This window comes from Qipengyuania benthica (assembly GCF_030717865.1).
Classification (GTDB): Bacteria; Pseudomonadota; Alphaproteobacteria; order Sphingomonadales; family Sphingomonadaceae; genus Qipengyuania; species Qipengyuania benthica.
Genome location: NZ_JAVAIL010000002.1, coordinates 459,562 through 480,250, shown reverse-complemented (window position 1 = coordinate 480,250; position 20,689 = coordinate 459,562). Strand labels below are relative to the sequence as shown.

The window sequence follows — 20,689 nt, the reverse complement described above, 5'->3', positions numbered from 1 at the left end:
CAGCATTGCCAACCACGATTATCGGAGCGAGTGGTAATGGATATCGTCACCATCGCGATCGCCGTCGTGGCAATCATCGTCGCCTGGAAGGTGCTCGCAGGGCTCGCCAAGACGCTCGCACTGCTGGTGATCCTCGCGCTCGCCGCCTTCGTGGTGTTCGGGGGAGTGATCTGATGCTCGCCGATAAGGACCGCATCTTCACCAATCTCTACGGCTTCCAGGACTGGGGGCTGAAGGCGGCGCAACAGCGCGGCGATTGGGACGACACCAAGGCGCTGATCGCGCGCGGGCAGGATTCGATCATCGACGAGATGAAGGCCAGCGGCCTGCGCGGCCGGGGCGGGGCGGGTTTCCCGACCGGGCTCAAATGGTCCTTCATGCCCAAGGAGAGCAAGGACGGCCGTCCGAGCTTCCTCGTCATCAACGCCGACGAATCCGAGCCGGGTAGCTGCAAGGACCGCGAAATCCTGCGCCACGATCCGCACAAGCTGATCGAGGGCGCGCTGGTCGCGGGCTTCGCGATGCGCGCGCGCGCCGCCTATATCTACATCCGCGGCGAATATATCCGCGAGGCCGAGACGCTGCAGGCGGCGATCGACGAGGCCTATGACGCCGGTCTGCTGGGCAAGAACGCGGCGAAATCCGGCTATGATTTCGACGTCTTCATGCATCGCGGCGCAGGCGCCTATATCTGCGGCGAAGAAACCGCGATGATCGAAAGCCTCGAAGGCAAGAAGGGCCAGCCCCGGCTCAAGCCGCCGTTCCCGGCGGGTGCGGGCCTCTATGGCTGCCCGACGACGGTCAACAATGTCGAGAGCATCGCGGTGGTGCCCACGATCCTGCGGCGCGGAGCGAGCTGGTTCAGCTCATTCGGGCGCGAGGGCAATGCCGGCACCAAGCTGTTCCAGATCAGCGGTCATGTCGAAAAGCCCTGCGTGGTCGAGGAAGCGATGAGCATTCCGTTCCGCGAGCTGATCGAGAAGCATTGCGGCGGCATCACCGGCGGATGGGACAATCTGCTCGCGGTGATCCCCGGCGGCTCCTCGGTGCCGCTGGTCCCCGCCGAGCAGATCATGGACGCGCCGATGGATTTCGACGGGTTGAAGGCACTCGGCTCGGGCCTCGGCACCGCGGCGGTGATCGTGATGGACAAGTCCACCGATATCGTCCGCGCAATCAGCCGCTTGAGCTATTTCTACAAGCACGAGAGCTGCGGCCAGTGCACGCCGTGCCGCGAAGGCACCGGCTGGATGTGGCGGATGATGGAGCGCCTGCGCACCGGCGACGCTGCGGTGGAGGAGATCGACATGCTCCAGCAGGTCACCAAGCAGGTCGAAGGCCACACCATCTGTGCATTGGGCGACGCTGCCGCCTGGCCGATCCAGGGGTTGATCCGTCACTTCCGCCCCGAGCTGGAGCGCCGGATAGCCGAGCACAATGCGCAATTCATGGAGGCGGCGGAATGAGAGCTCTGCTTGCCCTCGTCGTTGCACCGGTGCTGATCTGGGGCGTCCCGGTAACCGCTCAGGACGATGCCGAACGTTTCCTCGAGCCGGGTCTGCAGACCGGCACGCGCTTCAAGCAGGTGCCCGAAACCGCCGAACAGGGAGAAGCGCGCGGCCTGCAGAAGCGTGTCGCCAAATGCGTGTACTTCCGCAATAAGGACGTGGTTCGCACGCTGCTCGCGCATAGCGACATGGATCGAATCGATTTCGACGCTTTCGATCAGGAATCGGATACGTTGTTCGACGACCTCGATGTGGCCGAATGTATCGGAACGGTGATGCGCAGCTCGCAGTACCGGATGTATATGCGAATTCCCTATGCCACCCTGCGCAATCTGTTGGCGGAAGAGGTCTATCTGCAGGACAATAAGAAAGCCCTCGTCCTGCCGACCGACGCGCCGCGGGATCTGGAAAACCGCTATGGCTACGAGGGCTTGAACCCCCGTACCGCCGCACTGACGCAGGTCGGCGATTGCGTCGCTCATTCGGGTGTCGGCAATGCCCACGCCTTCCTCGAAAGCCGTCCGGGTTCGAGCGACGAAGAGCAGGCCTTCGAAGCGCTAGCACCGATCGTCGTCGCCTGCCTCGACACCGAGGAGGAAGAGGTCGCCTTGCCGATTTCGATGATACGCCAACTTACCGCCGATGCCCTCTGGGCGCGGAGCCATTATGGCGCTGCTGCGGCGAAGGGAGCCGACTGATGCCCAAAGTCATCGTAGACGGCCAGGACATCGAGGTTCCCGATGGCGCCACCGTGCTCCAGGCCTGCGAGCTTGCGGGCAAGGAGATCCCGCGCTTCTGTTACCACGAGCGGCTGAGCATTGCGGGCAATTGCCGCATGTGTCTGGTCGAGGTGAAGCCTGGGCCGCCCAAGCCGCAGGCGAGCTGCGCCTTGCCCGCTACCGAAGGCCAGGAAATCCGCACCGACAGCGAAATGGTCAAGACCGCGCGCGAAGGCGTGATGGAATTCCTGCTCATCAACCATCCGCTCGATTGCCCGATCTGCGATCAGGGCGGCGAATGCGATCTCCAGGACCAGTCGATGATGTATGGCCGCGGCGGTTCGCGCTACCGGGCCGACAAGCGGGCCGTCTCCGAGAAATACATGGGGCCGTTGATCAAGACGATCATGACCCGCTGCATCCATTGCACCCGCTGTGTCCGGTTCTCCGAGGAGATCGCGGGGGTCGACGAAATCGGCGCGCTGGGGCGCGGCGAAGACATGCAGATCACCACCTACCTCGAACATGCGGCCGAGCACGAACTTTCGGCCAATGTGATCGATCTGTGCCCCGTGGGAGCGCTGACCAGCCGGCCCTATGCCTTCGAGGCGCGGCCGTGGGAGCTCAAGAAGACGCTCTCGATCGACGTCTCGGACGCGGTCGGCGCCAACATCCGGCTCGACAGCCGCGGGCGCGAAGTGATGCGCGCGCTGCCGCGCAACAACGACGAAGTGAACGAGGAGTGGATTTCGGACAAGGCGCGCTATCAGATCGACGGGCTCCAGCGCCGCCGGCTCGACAGCGTGTGGATTCGCAGGAACGGTTCGCTGCAGAAGGCCGGCTGGGACGACGCCTTCGCCGCGATCGCTGCGGCTGATCCGGGCAAGAGCATCGCGGCGATTGCGGGCGATCTGGTCGATTGCGAGACGATGTTCGCCGCCAAGGCCCTGCTGTCCGCGATGGGGTCCGACCTGCTCGAAGGTCGCCAGACCGGCATGAGCTACGATGTTTCGAACCTGGCCGCGGTCAATTTCAACTCGACCCTTGCCGGGATCGAGACCGCCGATGCGATCCTGATCGTCGGCAGCCACATCCGCTGGGAAGCGCCGCTGGTCAATGTCCGCCTGCGCAAGGCGGCCAAGCGCGGAGCGAAGATCTTCGTGGTCGGTGAGCGCTGGGATACAACCTACCCGGCTGAATTCCTCGGCGAGAATCTCGGCTTGCTCGACGATCTTCCCGAAGGCTTGCGCGAAGCGATGGCAGGGGCCGAGCGGCCCGCGATCATCCTCGGCGGTGCGGCACTTGCATCTGGCGCGCTCGCTCCCGCGCTCGATCTGGCGGGCCGGTTGGGGCTCGTGAAGGACGGGTGGAACGGTTTCAACGTGCTGCATATGGCGGCCAGCCGCATGGGCGGGCTGATGCTCGGCTATGCGCAGAAGGGCGGCATCGCCGATATCGCCGAGGCTTCTCCCAAGGTGTTGCTTGCGCTGGGTGCCGACGAGGTGGATTTCGCCCGCTTCCCGGACAGTCTGAAGGTCTATATCGGCCACCATGGCGACAAGGGCGCGCATGCGGCGGATATTATCCTGCCTGCTGCCTCCTATGCCGAGAAGGACGGGACCTACGTCAACACCGAGGGCAGGGTGCAGTTCGCCGAGAAGGCGGTGTTCGCGCCTGGCGATGCGCGCGAGGACTGGACGATCCTGCGCGCCCTGGCCGATGCGCTCGGTGTCGAACTCGGGTTCGACACTTTCGGACAGCTGCAGTCGAAAATGGTCGAACATGTTCCGGCACTGGGCGTCGAGGGGCTGGCCGATCTCGGCGCGCTGCCCGCCGCGGATACGCAAGCCAAAGCGAGCGGGACCATCGGCGGCTATCCCATCAAGGATTTCTATCTCACCAACCCGATCGCCCGCGCCAGCGCGGTGATGCAGCGTTGCTCGGCCGAGCTGCTGCACAAGGACGACCTGCTGGAGGCAGCGGAGTGACCGAGTTCTTTCTCTCGCTGGGCATGAGCTATGGCTGGGCCTGGAGCGTCGCGACGGTGGCCGGCGTGCTGCTGATCGCGCTGCCGCTGATGCTGGCGGTGGCCATGATCATCTATGTCGATCGCAAGGTCTGGGCGGCGATCAATCTGCGGCGCGGGCCCAATGTGGTGGGTCCCTTCGGGCTGCTGCAAAGCTTTGCCGACGGGCTCAAGGTGTTCCTGCAGGAAACCATCGTTCCCAGCGCGGCGAACAAGGGCATATTCCTGCTTGCGCCGATCGTGACCTTCACCGTGGCATTGGCCGCCTGGGCGGTTATCCCGTTCGATTTCGGGGTGGTGCTGGCGGACATCAACGTCGGCCTGCTCTACATCCTCGCGATCAGTTCGCTGTCCGTTTACGGCATCGTGATGAGCGGCTGGGCGTCGAATTCCAAATACCCGTTCTTCTCCGCCATGCGCGCCGCCGCGCAGATGATCAGCTACGAAGTCTCGATCGGCTTCATTCTCGTCTGCGTGGTGCTGTGGGCGGGGAGCTTCAACCTCACCGAAATCGTGATGGCGCAGGTCGGCCACGGCTTCGGGATCATCAACGGTTATTGGTTCAACCTGCTGCTGTTTCCGATGTGGGTGGTGTTCTTCATCTCCAGCCTGGCCGAGACCCAGCGCGTGCCCTTCGACCTTACCGAGGCCGAAAGCGAGTTGGTGGCGGGCTATCAGACCGAATATTCCAGCATGAGCTTCGCGCTGTTCTGGCTGGGCGAATACGCCAACATCCTGCTGATGTGCTCGCTCAACACGCTGCTGTTCTTCGGTGGCTGGCTGCCCCCGATCAATTGGGAGCCGCTCTATCTGGTGCCCGGCATCGTCTGGTTCCTGCTCAAGACCTTCTTCTTCTTCTTCATGTTCAGCTGGGTGATGGCGACCGTGCCGCGCTACCGCTACGATCAGCTGATGCGGCTGGGCTGGAAGGTCTTCCTGCCGATGAGCCTTGGGTTCGTCGTCCTTATCTCCGGCTATCTGATGCTAACGAGGTATGACTGCGACGGCGTCTGGGTCCAGGCAGTCGATCTGGAACCGGCGGGTGAAAATCTGGAGATGACATTCGTTCGTGGTACTTGGGATGGAGGTATGTGCGTCGAGTCCAATTCTCCGGTGGCTAGAGGACTGACACGATGACTATCGCCCATCTGATCAAATCGTTCACCCTGTGGGAGATCGTGCGGGCGCATGCGCTCACGCTGAAGTATTTCTTCAAGCCCAAGGTGACGATCAACTACCCTTACGAGAAGAACCCGATCAGCCCGCGCTTCCGCGGCGAGCATGTGCTGCGACGCTATCCCAATGGCGAAGAACGCTGCATCGCCTGCAAGCTGTGCGAGGCGGTCTGCCCGGCGCAGGCGATCACGATCGAGAGCGAACCGCGCGAGGACGGCAGCCGCCGGACCACGCGCTACGACATCGACATGACCAAATGCATCTATTGCGGCTTCTGCCAGGAAGCCTGCCCGGTGGATGCCGTGGTCGAGGGGCCGAACTTCGAATATTCCACCGAGACGCGTGAAGAGCTGCTCTACGACAAGGCCAAACTGCTGGCGAACGGGGACAAGTGGGAGCGGGCGATCGCCGCGAACCTTGAAGCCGACGCGCCCTACCGCTAACCGCCGCGCAACCGAAGCTGGGGCTCCCAAGAAATTCGATGATTCAAACCTTCGCCTTCTACCTGTTTGCCGTGCTCGTGATCGCCTCGGCGGTCATGGTGATCATGTCGCGCAACCCGGTGCATTCGGTGCTCTGGCTGATCCTCGCCTTCTTCAACGCGGCGGGTCTGATGGTGCTGGTCGGGGCCGAGTTCATCGCGATGCTGCTGGTGATCGTCTATGTCGGCGCGGTCGCGGTGCTGTTCCTGTTCGTGGTGATGATGCTCGACATCGATTTCGCCGAACTGCGCGCCGGCTTCATCCGCAACTTCCCGCTCGGCATCGCGATCGCGCTGGTGCTGCTGGCGGAGCTGGTGCTGGGGATCGGCGCCTATCGCGCGGGGGCGATCGCGCTCGGCACCCCGACGGGGGCCGCGGTCCAGCTGATCGGCGCCAGCAACACCGAGGCGCTGGGTGCGTTGCTCTACTCCAGGTATCTGTTCCTGTTCGAAGCGACCGGCCTGGTGCTGCTGGTTGCAATGGTCGGTGCAATCGTCTTGACGCTGCGTGAACGCGCTGATGCGCATCGCGGCCATCAGAATATCGGCAAGCAGGTCCGCCGCAACCCGAACGAGGCGACGGTGATGAAACGTCCGACCATCGGCAAGGGGATCGACCTGTGATCGGCATTGAACACTACATCGTCGTCAGCGCAATCCTGTTCGTGCTCGGCGTGCTGGGGATCTTCCTCAACCGCAAGAACATCATCGTCATCCTGATGGCGATCGAACTCATCCTGCTCGCGGTAAACATCAATCTGGTCGCCTTCAGCGCTTTCCTCGGCGATCTGACCGGGCAGATCTTCGCGATGTTCGTGCTCGCGGTAGCGGCGTCGGAAGCGGCGATCGGGCTGGCGATCCTGGTGATCTATTTCCGCGGTCGCGGCACGATCGCGGTCGACAGCGTCGATCGGCTCAAGGGGTAAGCGCGCGTGCAATCGATTCTGCTCATCGTCTTCCTGCCGCTGCTGGCCGCCATCGTCGGCGGGTTGGGCAATCGCGCGCTCGGCAATACGCTTGTCAAGCTGATCACCACCGGCGCGCTGTTCGTCTCCTGCGCGCTGAGCTGGCCGATCTTCCTGGCTTTTGTCGGCGGCAGTGCCGAACCGGGCGTGGTCCCGGTGCTGCAATGGGTGCAATCGGGCGCTCTGTCGTTCGACTGGGCGCTGCGGGTCGACACGCTGACGGCGGTCATGCTGGTGGTGATCACCACCGTCTCTGCGCTCGTCCACCTCTACAGCTGGGGCTATATGGACGAAGATCCGGACCAGCCGCGCTTCTTCGCCTACCTCTCGCTGTTCACTTTCGCGATGCTGATGCTGGTGACCGCCGACAACCTCGTCCAGATGTTCTTCGGCTGGGAAGGCGTTGGGCTTGCGAGCTACCTGCTGATCGGCTTCTGGTTCAGGAAGCCCACGGCCAATGCCGCTGCGATCAAGGCTTTCGTGGTCAACCGCGTGGGCGATCTGGGCTTCATGCTCGGCATCTTCGGCACCTTCGTGGTGTTCGGCACCACCTCGATCCCCGAGATCCTGGCCGCCGCACCCGCGATGAGCGGGGCGACGATCGGTTTTCTGGGTTACCGGGTCTCGACGATGGATGTGTTGTGCATCCTGCTGTTCATCGGCGCGATGGGCAAATCGGCACAGCTGGGCCTCCACACCTGGCTGCCCGACGCAATGGAAGGCCCGACGCCCGTTTCCGCCCTGATCCACGCCGCGACGATGGTGACCGCGGGCGTGTTCATGGTCTGCCGCCTCAGCCCGATGTTCGAGACCGCCCCGGTGGCGCTCGGCGTCGTCACCTTCATCGGCGCAGCCACCTGCATCTTCGCCGCGACGATCGGGACCACGCAGTGGGACATCAAGAGGGTGATCGCCTATTCGACCTGTTCGCAGCTGGGCTACATGTTCTTCGCCGCGGGCGTCGGCGCCTATGGCGCGGCGATGTTCCACCTGTTCACCCACGCCTTCTTCAAGGCGCTGCTGTTCCTTGGCGCAGGCAGCGTGATCCACGCGATGCATCACGAGCAGGACATGCGTTATTACGGCGCCCTGCGTAAGGAAATTCCCTTTACCTTCTGGGCGATGCTGGCGGGTACGCTGGCGATCACCGGGGTCGGGATCTACTGGCTCCATGCCGGCTTCGCAGGCTTCCATTCCAAGGACGCGATCCTCGAAGTGGCCTTCGCGCGCGGTACCGAGATGGCGACCTTTGCCTTCTGGATGGGTACCTTCGCCGCGCTGCTGACCAGCTTCTACAGCTGGCGGCTGATGTTCCTGACCTTCTGGGGCAAGCCGCGCTGGGCCGACAGCGAGCATATCCAGCATGCCGTCCATGCGGGGCACGACGAGCCGGAAGATCACAATCCGGCGATCCAGGAAGATTCCGGCCACGACGTGCAACATCATGTTCCCTCACCCAATTACGAAGCAGGGACAGCGGGCTATCATCCGCACGAAAGCCCGGTCACGATGCTGATCCCGCTGGGGGTTTTGACGCTCGGCGCAATTTTCGCGGGCTGGGTGTTCAGTCACGCCTTCCTCGACGATGCTGGATTCTGGCAGGGCTCGATCTTCTACAACGAGGCGCTGATCCACGAGATGCACGCGGTGCCGCTGCTGGTGAAGCTGGCCGCGACCATCGTCATGCTGATCGGTCTCGCGATCGCCTGGCTGGCCTATATCAAGGACACGTCGATCCCGGCGAAAGCGGCCGATCAGCTCGGCCCGGTCTACCGCTTCTTCTACAACAAGTGGTATTTCGACGAACTCTACAATCTGCTTTTCGTCCGGCCCGCCTTCTGGTTCGGGCGCCAGTTCTGGAAGATCGGCGATGTCGGCACGATCGACCGTTTCGGTCCCGATGGTGCAGCCTGGGTCGTCCAGCGCGGCAGCGTGCTCGCGCGGCGGGCGCAGAACGGGCTGGTCTATAGCTATGCGCTGGTGATGCTCCTGGGCCTGATTGCCGCGATTACCTGGGTGCTGTTCTGATGGATTTCCCGATCCTCTCGCTGATGCTGCTGGTCCCGCTGGCCGCCGGGATCGCCTGTCTGTTCCTGAGTGCGCCCGCGGCGCGGCTCACGGCGCTGGTGGCGACCCTGATCGACCTCGCGCTGGGTGTTCTGCTCTGGGTGAACTACGACATCGGCGGCGCCCAGTGGCAGTTCACCGAACGCGCCGAACTTTTCGCGGTGTTCGATTACGCGCTGGGGATCGACGGCATCGCGCTGATGCTGATCATGCTCAGCGTCTTCCTGATGCCGATCTGTATCCTTGCCAGCTGGCAGGGCATCACTCGCCGCGTCGGCGAGTACATGGCCGCCTTCCTGTTCATGGAAGTGCTGATGATCGGCGTCTTCGCCGCGCAGGACATGTTCCTGTTCTACATCTTCTTCGAGGCCGGCCTCATTCCGATGTATCTGATCATCGGCGTGTGGGGCGGCGACAACCGCATTTACGCCAGCTACAAATTCTTCCTCTACACGCTGCTCGGCTCGGTGCTGATGCTGATCGCCATGCTGTGGATGGTGAATGTGGCGGGCACCAGCAGCATTCCGGTGCTGATGCAGTTCGATTTCGCGCCGTCCGCGCAAACCTGGCTGTGGCTGGCCTTCTTCGCCAGCTTCGCGGTCAAGATGCCGATGTGGCCGGTGCACACCTGGCTGCCCGACGCGCACGTCCAGGCACCCACCGCGGGGTCGGTGATTCTTGCGGGCGTCTTGCTCAAGCTGGGCGGCTACGGTTTCATCCGCTTCAGCCTGCCGATGTTCCCCGAGGCATCGGCGCAGCTTTTGTGGCTGGTGTTCGCGCTCTCGATGATCGCGGTGATCTACACCTCGCTGGTCGCGCTGGTGCAGCACGACATGAAGAAGCTGATCGCCTATTCCTCGGTCGCGCATATGGCGATCGTCACGGGCGGGCTATTCGCCTTCAATGTGCAAGGCCTCGAGGGCGCGATGATCATGATGCTCAGCCACGGGCTGGTCTCGGGCGCGCTGTTCCTGTGCGTCGGCGTGATCTACGATCGGCTGCACACGCGCGAGATCGACCGCTACGGCGGCCTGGCGATCAACATGCCGCGCTACGCGCTGTTCTTCCTGTTCTTCACCATGGCAAGCATCGGTCTGCCCGGCACCAGCGGCTTCGTCGCCGAATTCCTCGCGCTGGCGGGCGTCTATCAAGTGTCGACCTGGGCTGCACTGGTACTGACCACGGGCATCATCCTGGGCGCCGCCTACATGCTCTATCTTTACCGCCGGGTCGCCTTCGGCGTGCAGAAGAACGCCGACGCCGCCGCCATGCCCGACCTGTCCTTGCGCGAATGGGTCATGCTCGGGCCGATCGTGGCTGCGGTGCTCTGGATGGGGATCTATCCCGAAAGCTTTCTTGCGCCGATGCGCGCCGATATCGCGGCGCTTGATGCGCGGCTTGCCCGCGCGGCGCCCGCAGGGGACTCGCGTCCGCAGGTCGGCACGCCGCGTGCGCATGAAGCCAATTATATCGAAGGCGCCCATGGCGCCGGTGCAGGCGCAAGCGAGGGCGCCCATTGATGGATTACGCAGCTTCCTTCTACATCGTCGCGCCCGAGCTCATCCTGTCGGCCGCGGCGCTGATCCTGCTGCTGGTCGCCGCCTGGGTGCGCGACGCGGCAAAGATCGTCACGATCGCCGCGGTCGCCGCGCTGTTCGGTGCGACTTTCTGGACCGGGCACCTGCTGTTCGATCCCTCTTTCGCGCTGAGCGACGATGCCTTTGGCGGGCTCTACCGGATGGACGATTTCGGCAGTATCGCCAAACTACTGATCTATCTCGCGACCATCGCCTGTCTGATCGTCACCCCGCGCTATTTCGAACACCGCAGCGCCTATCGCGCCGAGTATCCTGTCTTGCTGCTGCTCAACGCGGTCGGTATGGGGATGATGGTCTCGGCAGTCGATCTGATGACGCTGTATATCGGTCTCGAACTGTCGAGCCTGTCGTCCTACGTTCTGGCCTCGTTCCTGCGCGACGACACCCGATCGAGCGAAGCTGGTCTCAAGTATTTCATCCTCGGCGCGCTTGCCTCTGGTATCCTCCTTTACGGTATGAGCCTGGTTTACGGCTTCTCGGGCACCACACAATATCTCGGCATCCGGATCGCCTTCGCCGACGGGCTCTCGACCGGCGCACTGTTCGGCGTGGTCTTCGTGCTTGCAGGTCTGGCGTTCAAGATCTCTGCGGTTCCGTTCCACATGTGGACACCCGACGTCTATGAAGGCGCACCGACGCCGGTTACCGCCTTCTTCGCCAGTGCCCCCAAGGTTGCGGCGGTGGCGATGCTGGTGCGCATGGCGATCGAGGCCTTCGGCGCGCAGACCGATGCCTGGCAGCAGATCGTGATCTTCGCGGCGCTGGCATCGATCGTGGTCGGCGCGCTGGGGGCGATCGGTCAGGATAATCTCAAGCGGGTGCTGGCCTACAGCTCGATCAACAATGTCGGCTTCATCCTCATCGGCCTCGCAGTGGCGACGCCCGAAGGCATAAGTGCCGTTCTGGTCTATCTTGCGATCTATGTCGTCATGACCATCGGTGCATTCGCGGCGGTGCTGATGCTGCGCGATCGGGAGGGCGAGCAGCTCGAGACCTTCGGCGACATCGCCGGCCTGTCCACGGTACGCCCGGTCGTCGCCTGGGGCGTATTGCTGCTGATGTTCAGCCTTGCGGGCATTCCGCCGCTGTTCGGCTTCTGGGGCAAGTTCGTGGTCTTCCAGGCCGCAGTCCAGGCCGATATGATCGTGCTTGCCGCGATCGGTATCGCCGCGAGCGTCATCGGCGCGTTCTATTATCTCAAATTCGTCAAGGTGATGTTCTTCGACGAGCCGGGGCGCGACGCCGAGAGGCACAGCCCTGCAGGCCATTGGGCGGTGCTCGGGATCTGCATGGTGATCGTCTCGCCGCTCGGCTATCTGCTGACGCCCTGGCTCGGCGCGGTCGCCGATCGCGCTGCCGCAGCGCTCTTCATCGTCGTTTGATCCGCACCCTCCCGCAGACCGGCTCGACCAATGCCGACCTGCTCGCGGCGCTGCGCGCGGGCGAGCGGGTGGGCGAGGGCGAGTGGCTGGTGGCGGATCGCCAGACTGCGGGGCGCGGGCGTCAGGGCCGTGACTGGTTCGACGGTGCGGGCAATTTCATGGGCTCGACGATCGTCCGGCTGAGCCCGCGCGATCCCTCTCCCGCGACGCTGGCGCTGGTCGCCGGGGTAGCGGTTCACGAGGCGGTGCTGCCGCAGCTGGCCCAGCCTTCGGCGTTGGCGATCAAATGGCCCAACGATCTGCTCTATGCCGGAGCCAAGCTCGCAGGCATCCTGCTCGAGCGCCAGGACGAGGCGATCGTCGTCGGGATCGGGGTCAATCTCGCCGCCGCACCGCAATTGCCCGATCGCAAGACGATCGCGCTCGCCGAACTCGGGCCCGCGCCTGCGCGCGATTTCTTCGCGCGGGAACTCGCCGTGCGCTTCGCCTCCGAGCTCGAGCGCTGGCGCACCTACGGGCTGGAACCGCTGGTCCGCCGCTGGGAGGCTGCGGCGCATTCCGCAGGCACGCGGCTGACGGTCGCTCCCCCCGGCGAACCGGCGATCACCGGCGCCTTTGCGGGCCTGACCCCGGATGGCGCACTCAGCCTGCGCTTGGACAACGGGTCGCAGCGTGTCATTCACGCGGGCGACGTGATGCTCGCCAGTTAGGAAATGCCCATGTTGCTCGTCGCCGATGTCGGAAACACCAACGTCGTCTTCGCCCTGTTCGAAATGGACGGGAAGGGAGGGCGCACGATTCGGACCCGCTGGCGGATCGCCACCGATCCGCGCCGGACGGGCGACGAATATGCGGTCTGGCTGCTCCAGCTGCTCCAGATCGAGGGCTACAGCCGCGACGACGTCGACCGGTTCATCATCGGTTCGGTGGTTCCGCGGGCGATCCACAATCTGACGCTGTTCGCGCGCAAGTATTTCGACGTCGAGGCGATCGTTGCCGGGGCGGGCGAAGACGGCTGGGGCTTCGAGGTCGATGTCGAGGAGCCACGCTCGCTCGGCGCCGACCGCGCGCTCAACGCCATCGCCGCGCACGCCCGCTACCAAGGCGATCTGATCCTGATCGATTTCGGCACCGCCACCACCGTGGATGCAGTGGATTTCACCGGCGCCTACAAGGGCGGCATCATCGCTCCGGGGATCAATCTGTCGCTCGACGCGCTGGTGGGGAACACCGCCAAACTGCCGCGCATTGCCATAGAGAAGCCGCGCAGCGACAGCGTCATCGGTCGCAACACCGAGGATCAGATGCTGATCGGCGTTTTCTGGGGCTATATTGCCATGATCGAAGGACTTGTTGCCCGGATGAAAGCGGAAATCGGAAGACCCTGCAAAGTGGTCGCCACCGGCGGACTCGCGGTCCTGTTCGACGATCACACCACCCTCTTCGACCATGTCGACAGCGAGCTGACGCTCGAAGGCCTGGCCATTCTAGCAGATCGGCACATATCTTGAAAAAAGACTTCACCCCCGAAGACGAATTGCTGTTCCTGGCGCTCGGCGGTTCGGGCGAAATCGGCATGAACGTCAATCTCTACGGTTGCCGCGGTCGCTGGCTGATGGTCGATCTGGGGATGACCTTCTCGGGAGGGCAATATCCCGGCGTCGATCTGGTGTTTGCCGACCTCGACTTCATCGAAGAACGCGCCGACACCCTCGACGGGGTCGTGCTGACCCACGCCCATGAGGACCATATCGGCGCGATCCCCTATTTCGCCTCCGAACTGGGCGTGCCGCTCTATGCCACGCCTTTTACGGCCGATCTGATCCGCCGCAAGTTGCAGGAGGCGGGGTTGGTCGACGAGGTGGAACTCAACATCATCGATCACGATCACGGCCAGTTCTCGGTCGGCGCATTCGAGGTGACCTATATTCCCTTGGCGCACTCGATCGCCGAGGGCCATGCGCTGCTGATCGACACGCCCCATGGCACCGTGTTCCACACCGGCGACTGGAAGCTCGACGAGGACCCGATAGTGGGCGAGCCCACCACCGAGGAAGAATTGCGCGAGATCGGCGAGGAGGGCGTGCTGGCGATGGTCTGCGACAGCACCAATGTATTCAACCCCAAGCCGAGCGGTTCCGAAGGTGCCGTCTATCGGGGCCTGCTCGAGGAGGTCCGCAAGCACTCCGGCCGCCGCGTGCTGGTCACGACCTTCGCCAGCAATGTCGCGCGGCTGCACACGCTGGGCGAAGTTGCGCGCGAAACCGGCCGCCAGCTCTGCGTTGCCGGGCGGTCGCTCGACCGCATCATCGAGGTGGCGCAGGACAATGGCTATCTCCAGGACCTGCCCAAGCCGATCGACTTCGACACCGCGATGGGCCTCCCGCGCGGGGAGGTGCTGATCGTCGCCACCGGCGGGCAGGGCGAACCTCGCGCGGCGCTGGCGCGGATCGCCGAGGGTAATCATCCGATCGAATTGTCGCCAGGCGATGTGATCCTGTTTTCCAGCCGCCAGATTCCGGGCAATGAAGTCGCGATCGGCGCAATCCAGAACAAATTGGCCGAGAGCGGGATCGTGCTGGTGAGTGGTCGCGAGGGCGAGATCCACGTCTCCGGTCATCCCGGTCGCCCGGAACTCGAAGCGCTCTACGAATGGCTGCAGCCCGAGGTGCTGGTGCCTGTCCACGGCGAGGTCCGCCATATGCAGGAGCAGGCGCGGCTCGGTCGCGCGCACGGCATCCCGCATTCGGTCTATCAGAAGAACGGCGATGTGGTTCGCATCGCTCCGGGCAAGCCGGGCAAGATCGCCGAGGTTCGCACCGGCCGTCTGCTCCTCGATGGCGACATCATTCTCCCCGCCGATGGCGATGCGATCACCATGCGTCGCCGAATTGCGCTCGACGGCGTGCTGATCGTGGCGCTCGACGAGCGCCTGCAGCCGCGCATCGAGGGTGTCGGCCTCCCGTTGGACGAGGATTACGACGCATTCGTGGCCGAAGCGGAGGCCGATGTGGTCAAGGCCATCGCTCGCCTGAAGGGCAAGTCGCGCCAGAATCGCGGAGAAATCCACGAGGCCGCGCGGCTTGCCGCGCGCCGCGCCGCACAGCGCTGGTCGGGCAAGAAGCCGCAGGTGCGCGTGCTGATGCCGCGCGAGGCTTGACGCCATGCAGTGGACTTCGATCGTCGCGATCTATTTCCTAGTCTGGGTGATGACGGCGTTCCTGTTGCTGCCCTTCGGGGTTCGAACGCATGACGAACTCGGCGTGGAGAAGGTGCCGGGCCAGGCCGACAGCGCACCTGCCAATTTCCGGCCCGGCAGACTGATGCTGCGTGCAACGGTCATCGCCGCCGCGCTGACCGCGCTCTATGTAGCCAATTACGAGTCCGGGTGGATCACCGCCGACGATCTCGATTTCGCCGGAATCGGCAGAGAAGACTAGACTACTCGCGCAATCGTTCGATGGCTTGCGCCAGCGCAACGTAGAGCTTGCCGATATCCGAGCTCAGCACCGTCACCCCCAGCGCATGCCCGTCGCGCGTGGACAGCAGCGTGCGCAACATAGCCTCGAAATCGTGGATGTAGCGGCTGACATGCTCGCGGAAATCCGGATCGGCGTCGTAGATTTCGGCGATTTCGCGTGCCTCTGTGTTGTCCAGCAGTCGCACCGCGCGCCGCGTGAAGATACCCCGGTCGCCCCGCAGGTATGACGTCCACGCCCGATCGGTGACATCGGTCGACAGTGCCTTGCCGATATCGATGGCGTTGGAATTGAGCGATTCGGTGATCAGGGCGACCCGGCGGCTGAAATCATTGTCGACCTGTTCCTCCGCCATTTCGCGCGCGCGGCTGACCCGATTCTCCAGATTGCTCGCCAGCTCGTTCACCTTGATCAATTGATCGCGCAGGAACAGCGCCGCCTCGCGGCTTGCGGAGGTGGCGCGGTCGCTGGCCTCGTCGAGCGAGCCGATCGCCGCTCCGGCGCGCTCTTCCACCGCGCGGTCGATCGCCGCCGCGCTGGCTTCGCCGACCCGGTCGGCCAGCTTGCGAATGCGGATCGCCTGTTCGTCCTCGACCGCAACGAGCGCTTTGCGCGCGCGTTGTTCCAACTCGCCGATCGCCGCGGTCAGTTCCTCGCGGGCCCGCTCGGCCACGCTGGCGTTTTGCGCATCGAGATTGTCGAGGCGATCGCGCAGACTGTCGAGCGCCTCCGCCTGCTCGGCGATCGTACCCGAAAGGCTTGTGCGGAATTCGCCGATGGCAGCGATGGCTTCGCGGCTGTGTTCGCCCGCCAAATCGACGGCCTCGGTGAGCGCGGTGCCCGCCTCCCGGGCTTCGTCCATCGTCGCCCGCAGGCGATCGGTGCGCCCTTCGGCATCGGCGAGGCGGTTTTCGAAACCGGCGATCGCTGAGGGCAGATCGTCCTTGGCATGGCGGGCGCTCGCCTGGATCAATTCGAGGAGCCGCACGCTGGCATCGGTGAGTTCGGCCACGGCATTGTCGGTGCCGTCGAGCGAGCCGCGGCTCTGCGCCAGCGTGTCGCGCAGATTGGCGACTGCGAGAGCGAGAACGTCTCCGGTTTCGCGACTCTGATCGGACACCGCGCCCATCTGCGCGCCGAGTTCCGCGATTCGCTCCGCCAGCGCTTCGCCCTGTTCGGCGAGGGTGCGGATATGCACAGCCTGCCGGTCGCGCCGGTCGGCCAGCGTACGGTCGAGTTGGACAAGACGCTCGTCGAGCGCCGCCAGGGCGGCGTCCTCCAACCCGGCCAATTCCTCACGGCGTTCGGCGAGGCTTGTGCCGAAGGCCTCCTCGCGTTGCGCGAGACCGCGGTCGGCATCCTCGGCCTCGGCCACAAGCGCGGCCAGCTTGCGGCTCGATGCATCGCGCGTCCGGTCCTCCATCCCCGAAACCTCCTCGATCACCGAGGTCAGCCGCTCGTGCAGTGCATCAATCTGGCCGCGCCATGCCGCCAGTGCCGCTTCCTCGCCATCGCGGACCGCTCGAGCGGTGGCGGCAGCGTCGTCGCGCAGTACCCGGACCCTTGCGCGCAGATCCACGAGGGCGGTGTCCTCGTTTTCACGCTGGGCCTGCGCAAGTTCGTTCATCTCGCTCCGCAAGGCGGTCGCGCGTGTCCGGATGTGGGCGAGCGCATCGATCTCGCGCGTGTCGAGCTCGGTTCGGAAAGCTTCGCTGTCGGTGCGCAGTGCCGCGAAGCGTTCCGAAGCTGCGGATTCGATCTGGTCGAGCCGCGCAGCAAAATCGTCGAGCGCACCTTCGATCCGCCCCCGCAGCGACCCCACCTGCCGTTCGCTCGCTTCGCCGAACTCGTTGAGGCGTGAAAAACCAGACACCAGATCGTCGAGTTGGGCTGTCGCGGTGCGGCCCGCGCTGCCGATCTGGTTCGAGACATCGCGCGCGGAGGTGGCGATGACGGGGAGGTTGTCGCGCAGCCTCGCCATGTTCTCCATCGCGGTGGTACTCACGTTGGCGATCGCTTCGACCTGAGCACCATTGTCCTGCACCAGCTCTTGCAGGTGGTTTGCATGTTCGGAGATGCGTTCGCTCGCCGACCGGCCGAGGAATTCCAGCTCGCGGCTCTGCGTCGTCAGAAAATCGCGCGCCATGCTGAGTTCGCGATTGATCCTGTCCAGCCGCTCCTCGAGCCGCTGAGATTCCACGCCGAGTACCCGCGCTGCATCGCCGAAGCGATGCGCTTCGCGTGCCGAGGTGCGCATCGCCAGCAACCAGACGGCCAGCACCAGCAGCACGGGTATGGCCCAAGCGGAGATCCAGCCGATCCATTGCTGCGCCGTGCCGTCCGTCAGCATGGTGGCACGGTTGGCCCAGCCGAAAAATGCTGTCCAGCCCAAGATGACAAGTATCGCCGCGGCAGGGATTAGCCAACCAAAAGCGTCGCTTGAAGATGCAATCTCGACCTCTTCGAGATCTTGTTCAAGCGCGTATTCCTCTACGGGAGCACCGCTCTCCGCTTCCTCCTGGACGAGCGTTTCGGAAGACGGTTCGGATCCGTCCCCCTCGATGGCGCGAATATGCGGACCTGTGTTCATGTCTCGAAACTATCACACAAGTGCCGGGGTTAAACCCTGTTTTAACCACGGCCGACTAGGGATTTCGCATGGCATTCCAATCAGGGCCCTTCGAAGCCGCACTGGCGGCCGCCGCTGGCGACGACGGGGCGCTCCACGGCGAACTGCGGGCGGGGTTTCTGGAAGGCGCCGAACGCCAGCTCGATCTCATGCACCGCGCGCGCTGCGACGCGAATTGGCAGATGGCGGCGCGGCGGCTGCATGCGCTCGCGGGCGGGTTTCATGCGACGCAATTGATGGCTTTCGCCGAACAGGCGCGTAGTGGCGCGCCCGGCGATCCTTCGATCATGCGAGAAATCTCGGCGCATCTGGACGAGATTGGCGGGCGGGTGAACCGATAGCGGCGCTTTGAGATTTGGCAGGCGCTACGCTTGTCCCTATCGTTCGCGGCCAATTGCGAACTCAAGCCGATCCGGGGAAACCGCCAGTTTTGCGCATCGCCATCCTGACTGCCCTTGCCGAAGATCCCGACCAGCGCGGCCGCAAGCGGGCGTTCCGGATATTCGCCGGACGAACGATCCTGTCGCATCAGCTCGATTGCGCGATCGACCTGGGCTGCGAGAGCGTCGCCTGTCTGGTGGGCGGACTGGGACAGGATGTCATCGCCTGCCAGCATCGCGCCGAAGCGGTGGGTGTCCGCTTCCAGGCGATCGAAGATCTTCGTCGGCTGTCGGGTCTGGTCAAGGCAGGCGACGATGTGTTTGTGATCGCCGACGGTCTGCTGCCCTCTGCCGTAGAGGCCGTGGGGCAGCTTGCCGAACGGCCAGCGGTGCTGACCTTTCCGATTGATCCGGCGCTTCGCCTGGGTTTCGAGCGGATCGATGGCGAGCGCGCATGGGCGGGCATGCTGCGGACGCGTGGTCAGGCTGTCGAACGGCTGTCGGACCTGCCGCCGGACGCCGACGCCGCCTCGGCGCTGCTGCGGATCGCTCTGCAGGCGGGAAGCCGCCAAACGCCGCTCGATCCGGCGCTGCTCGCGAATGGCGACTGGCTCCAGCGGGCCGATCAGGCGACAATCCTGGCGCGCGAGAAGCGCTGGATTTCCGAGCAGGTCTCGCCGGTTTCCTTTGCGGCACCGGGTCTGGCTACGGCGGAGCGGATCGGCGGCCGGTTGGCGCGCGACATCGTCGGTACCCGATTCGAACGAGTTCCGCTCTTCGCTGCGGTCGGCGCAGGGGTGCTGGCCGGGCTGCTGGCGGTTATCGGCAAGCCGCTGGTGGCGCTGTCGCTGGGAACGATCATGGCTGCGCTGCTACCGCTTGCCGGGGTGGTCCAGCGGTTGGGACGCGTGCCGCGCAATCGCGCGAGGCGCTTCGGTGTCGATGCGACGCTGCGCGCTGGCGCCGACCTGCTGCTGGTCGCCCTGATTGGCTTGAACATGCCGGTCCAAGGGCCCGACTGGCTGCGCCTCTTCATTCCCACGCTTCTGTTCGGCCTGCTGCGGCTCGGCGAGCACCTCACGCTGCAATCCGAAACTCGGGGCCGCCCGGCCAGCTGGCATGCACTCTACGCCGACCGGATCGTTCTGCTCGCCGTGCTGCTGCCCGCCGCCTTTTTCGGCATCGCCCAATTCGCCTGTGCGGCGCTCTCCCTGCTCGTGCTGGGCTCGCTCTTCCTCCGCGATGCAGGAGAGCGCGAGCTAACGGCGGGTTAACCACGCCATGCTACGCGCAACCCATGATCGAGCCCCGACCGATGGCTGAAACCGAGTGGCCCGAAGGCGACGCGCTGCGCGTCGCGCTGGCGCGGGGGGACCGGGCGCTGGGCCGGACCGCTCCGATTCTAGGGCACCTGCTCTCCGCGCGCGATCAGTCGCTGTTCAGCGACGCGATCGTGGCCCGAGTCCGCGGTATGCTGATCCATCTCGCGTGGCAGATCCTGCGCATCCAGGCCGAGGCGACGGGTCGGAAGGGGCGCGAGCAGTTCGCCGCCGAACAGGGTGAGTCGCTGGCCGAGCATTTTTTCGCAAATCCCCTTCTGGTGGCGCATTGCCATGCGCTCGCGATGGAATGGCGGCTTGCCGCGGCGCTGGAAGAAGAGGGCGCGCTCGACCCGGTGCTGTCGCCGCTCATGCAGACGCTGATCGGACACCAGGACACGCAGATCGCTAGCGCCGCGATGGCCGCGATGGCCGCGCAGGCACGCTTTGCGCAAGCACAACGGAGGATGGAAATGCCGCTCGCGGAGCTCCCTGGCGATCTGCTCCATGAAGCGCTGCTCGCCTGGCGCAGCTTCAACCGCGACGAACGCTCGGATGCACTCACGCGAGCCGAAGGCAAGCTGCGCTCGGATTTCGACGAGCGGGCGGGACGGCTGTCTCTGCTCGGCCGCTTGGTCACGACGCTGGGGTCGGGCGCCAGCGCTGCGCTGGCTATCGATCAGGGCGGGGTGGCGCTGTTCCTGTCCGCGCTGGCGCTGCGTTCGGGACAAAGCCGCGACATTGTGGCGCTGGCGACCAATGAGCAGCAGGCTGCGCGATTGGCGCTGTGCTTGCGCGCGGTCGGCCTCAAGCCTCAGGAAGTCGAAGCGCAGTTGTTGCGTATCCATCCCCACGAACTGCCGCCGCAAGGTCTCGAACAGATCGGCACGCGCGAGGCCGCGCAATTGCTTGCGCAGGCAACCAGCCTTGGCCTGGTCCGGGACGGGACCTGAACGATGG

19 protein-coding genes are annotated in these 20,689 nt (G+C 64.5%); 18 read left to right on the top strand and 1 reads right to left on the bottom strand.

Annotated features, from left to right (window positions below):
* Positions 1-36 precede the first annotated feature (36 nt).
* From Q9K01_RS07585 to Q9K01_RS07515, 15 genes are read left to right on the top strand one after another with little or no spacing between them, the layout of a single operon-like run.
* The gene (locus Q9K01_RS07585) at positions 37-174 is read left to right on the top strand and encodes a hypothetical protein (RefSeq protein WP_305929604.1); all 138 of its coding nucleotides are present in this window, start codon (positions 37-39) and stop codon (positions 172-174) included.
* Positions 174-1,466: an NADH-quinone oxidoreductase subunit NuoF gene (nuoF, locus tag Q9K01_RS07580; protein WP_305929603.1), complete on the top strand. Its 1,293-nt coding sequence runs from the start codon at positions 174-176 to the stop codon at positions 1,464-1,466. The genes Q9K01_RS07585 and nuoF overlap by 1 nt, the downstream gene beginning before the upstream one ends.
* A complete protein-coding gene (locus Q9K01_RS07575; RefSeq protein WP_305929602.1) occupies positions 1,463-2,206 on the top strand; it encodes a hypothetical protein in 744 nt (247 codons plus the stop codon). The genes nuoF and Q9K01_RS07575 overlap by 4 nt, the downstream gene beginning before the upstream one ends.
* A complete protein-coding gene (gene nuoG, locus Q9K01_RS07570) occupies positions 2,206-4,215 on the top strand; it encodes an NADH-quinone oxidoreductase subunit NuoG (RefSeq protein WP_305929601.1) in 2,010 nt (669 codons plus the stop codon). Before Q9K01_RS07575 ends, nuoG begins: the two co-directional genes overlap by 1 nt.
* Positions 4,212-5,390, top strand: coding sequence for an NADH-quinone oxidoreductase subunit NuoH (gene nuoH / locus Q9K01_RS07565; RefSeq protein ID WP_305929600.1), 1,179 nt, complete (start codon positions 4,212-4,214; stop codon positions 5,388-5,390). Before nuoG ends, nuoH begins: the two co-directional genes overlap by 4 nt.
* A complete protein-coding gene (gene nuoI / locus Q9K01_RS07560) occupies positions 5,387-5,872 on the top strand; it encodes an NADH-quinone oxidoreductase subunit NuoI (RefSeq protein ID WP_305929599.1) in 486 nt (161 codons plus the stop codon). The genes nuoH and nuoI overlap by 4 nt, the downstream gene beginning before the upstream one ends.
* A 38-nt stretch (positions 5,873-5,910) precedes the next feature.
* Positions 5,911-6,534: an NADH-quinone oxidoreductase subunit J gene (locus Q9K01_RS07555; RefSeq protein WP_305929598.1), complete on the top strand. Its 624-nt coding sequence runs from the start codon at positions 5,911-5,913 to the stop codon at positions 6,532-6,534.
* Entirely contained in the window at positions 6,531-6,836 is a 306-nt protein-coding gene (nuoK, locus tag Q9K01_RS07550) for an NADH-quinone oxidoreductase subunit NuoK (RefSeq protein WP_305929597.1), read from the top strand. Before Q9K01_RS07555 ends, nuoK begins: the two co-directional genes overlap by 4 nt.
* 6 nt (positions 6,837-6,842) lie before the next feature.
* Entirely contained in the window at positions 6,843-8,903 is a 2,061-nt protein-coding gene (gene nuoL / locus Q9K01_RS07545) for an NADH-quinone oxidoreductase subunit L (protein WP_305929596.1), read from the top strand.
* The gene (locus Q9K01_RS07540; RefSeq protein ID WP_305929595.1) at positions 8,903-10,462 is read left to right on the top strand and encodes an NADH-quinone oxidoreductase subunit M; all 1,560 of its coding nucleotides are present in this window, start codon (positions 8,903-8,905) and stop codon (positions 10,460-10,462) included. Before nuoL ends, Q9K01_RS07540 begins: the two co-directional genes overlap by 1 nt.
* Positions 10,462-11,922 carry an NADH-quinone oxidoreductase subunit NuoN gene (nuoN, locus tag Q9K01_RS07535; protein WP_305929594.1) on the top strand — a complete coding sequence of 487 codons (1,461 nt, stop codon included), beginning with the start codon at positions 10,462-10,464 and terminating at the stop codon, positions 11,920-11,922. Before Q9K01_RS07540 ends, nuoN begins: the two co-directional genes overlap by 1 nt.
* Positions 11,919-12,632, top strand: a complete 714-nt coding sequence (locus Q9K01_RS07530; RefSeq protein WP_305929593.1) for a biotin--[acetyl-CoA-carboxylase] ligase — start codon at positions 11,919-11,921, stop codon at positions 12,630-12,632. Before nuoN ends, Q9K01_RS07530 begins: the two co-directional genes overlap by 4 nt.
* A 9-nt stretch (positions 12,633-12,641) precedes the next feature.
* Positions 12,642-13,433: a type III pantothenate kinase gene (locus Q9K01_RS07525; protein ID WP_305929592.1), complete on the top strand. Its 792-nt coding sequence runs from the start codon at positions 12,642-12,644 to the stop codon at positions 13,431-13,433.
* Positions 13,430-15,082, top strand: a complete 1,653-nt coding sequence (locus Q9K01_RS07520; RefSeq protein ID WP_305929591.1) for a ribonuclease J — start codon at positions 13,430-13,432, stop codon at positions 15,080-15,082. Before Q9K01_RS07525 ends, Q9K01_RS07520 begins: the two co-directional genes overlap by 4 nt.
* 4 nt (positions 15,083-15,086) lie before the next feature.
* Positions 15,087-15,362: a DUF1467 family protein gene (locus Q9K01_RS07515; RefSeq protein WP_305929590.1), complete on the top strand. Its 276-nt coding sequence runs from the start codon at positions 15,087-15,089 to the stop codon at positions 15,360-15,362.
* Position 15,363: 1 nt separating this feature from the next.
* On the opposite strand, the gene Q9K01_RS07510 is transcribed toward Q9K01_RS07515, so the two are convergent.
* Positions 15,364-17,991 (bottom strand): coiled-coil domain-containing protein, encoded by a 2,628-nt coding sequence (locus tag Q9K01_RS07510; RefSeq protein ID WP_305929589.1) that lies wholly within the window; start codon positions 17,989-17,991, stop codon positions 15,364-15,366.
* Positions 17,992-18,059: 68 nt separating this feature from the next.
* Between Q9K01_RS07510 and Q9K01_RS07505 the strand changes: the two genes are divergently transcribed.
* The 3 genes from Q9K01_RS07505 to Q9K01_RS07495 all read left to right on the top strand — a co-directional run bounded on the left by Q9K01_RS07505 (position 18,060) and on the right by Q9K01_RS07495 (position 20,682).
* Positions 18,060-18,371 (top strand): Hpt domain-containing protein, encoded by a 312-nt coding sequence (locus Q9K01_RS07505; protein ID WP_305929588.1) that lies wholly within the window; start codon positions 18,060-18,062, stop codon positions 18,369-18,371.
* An 89-nt stretch (positions 18,372-18,460) separates the two neighbouring features.
* A complete protein-coding gene (locus tag Q9K01_RS07500) occupies positions 18,461-19,684 on the top strand; it encodes a hypothetical protein (RefSeq protein ID WP_305929587.1) in 1,224 nt (407 codons plus the stop codon).
* Between the two features lie 41 nt (positions 19,685-19,725).
* Positions 19,726-20,682: a hypothetical protein gene (locus tag Q9K01_RS07495; RefSeq protein WP_305929586.1), complete on the top strand. Its 957-nt coding sequence runs from the start codon at positions 19,726-19,728 to the stop codon at positions 20,680-20,682.
* Positions 20,683-20,689 lie beyond the last annotated feature (7 nt).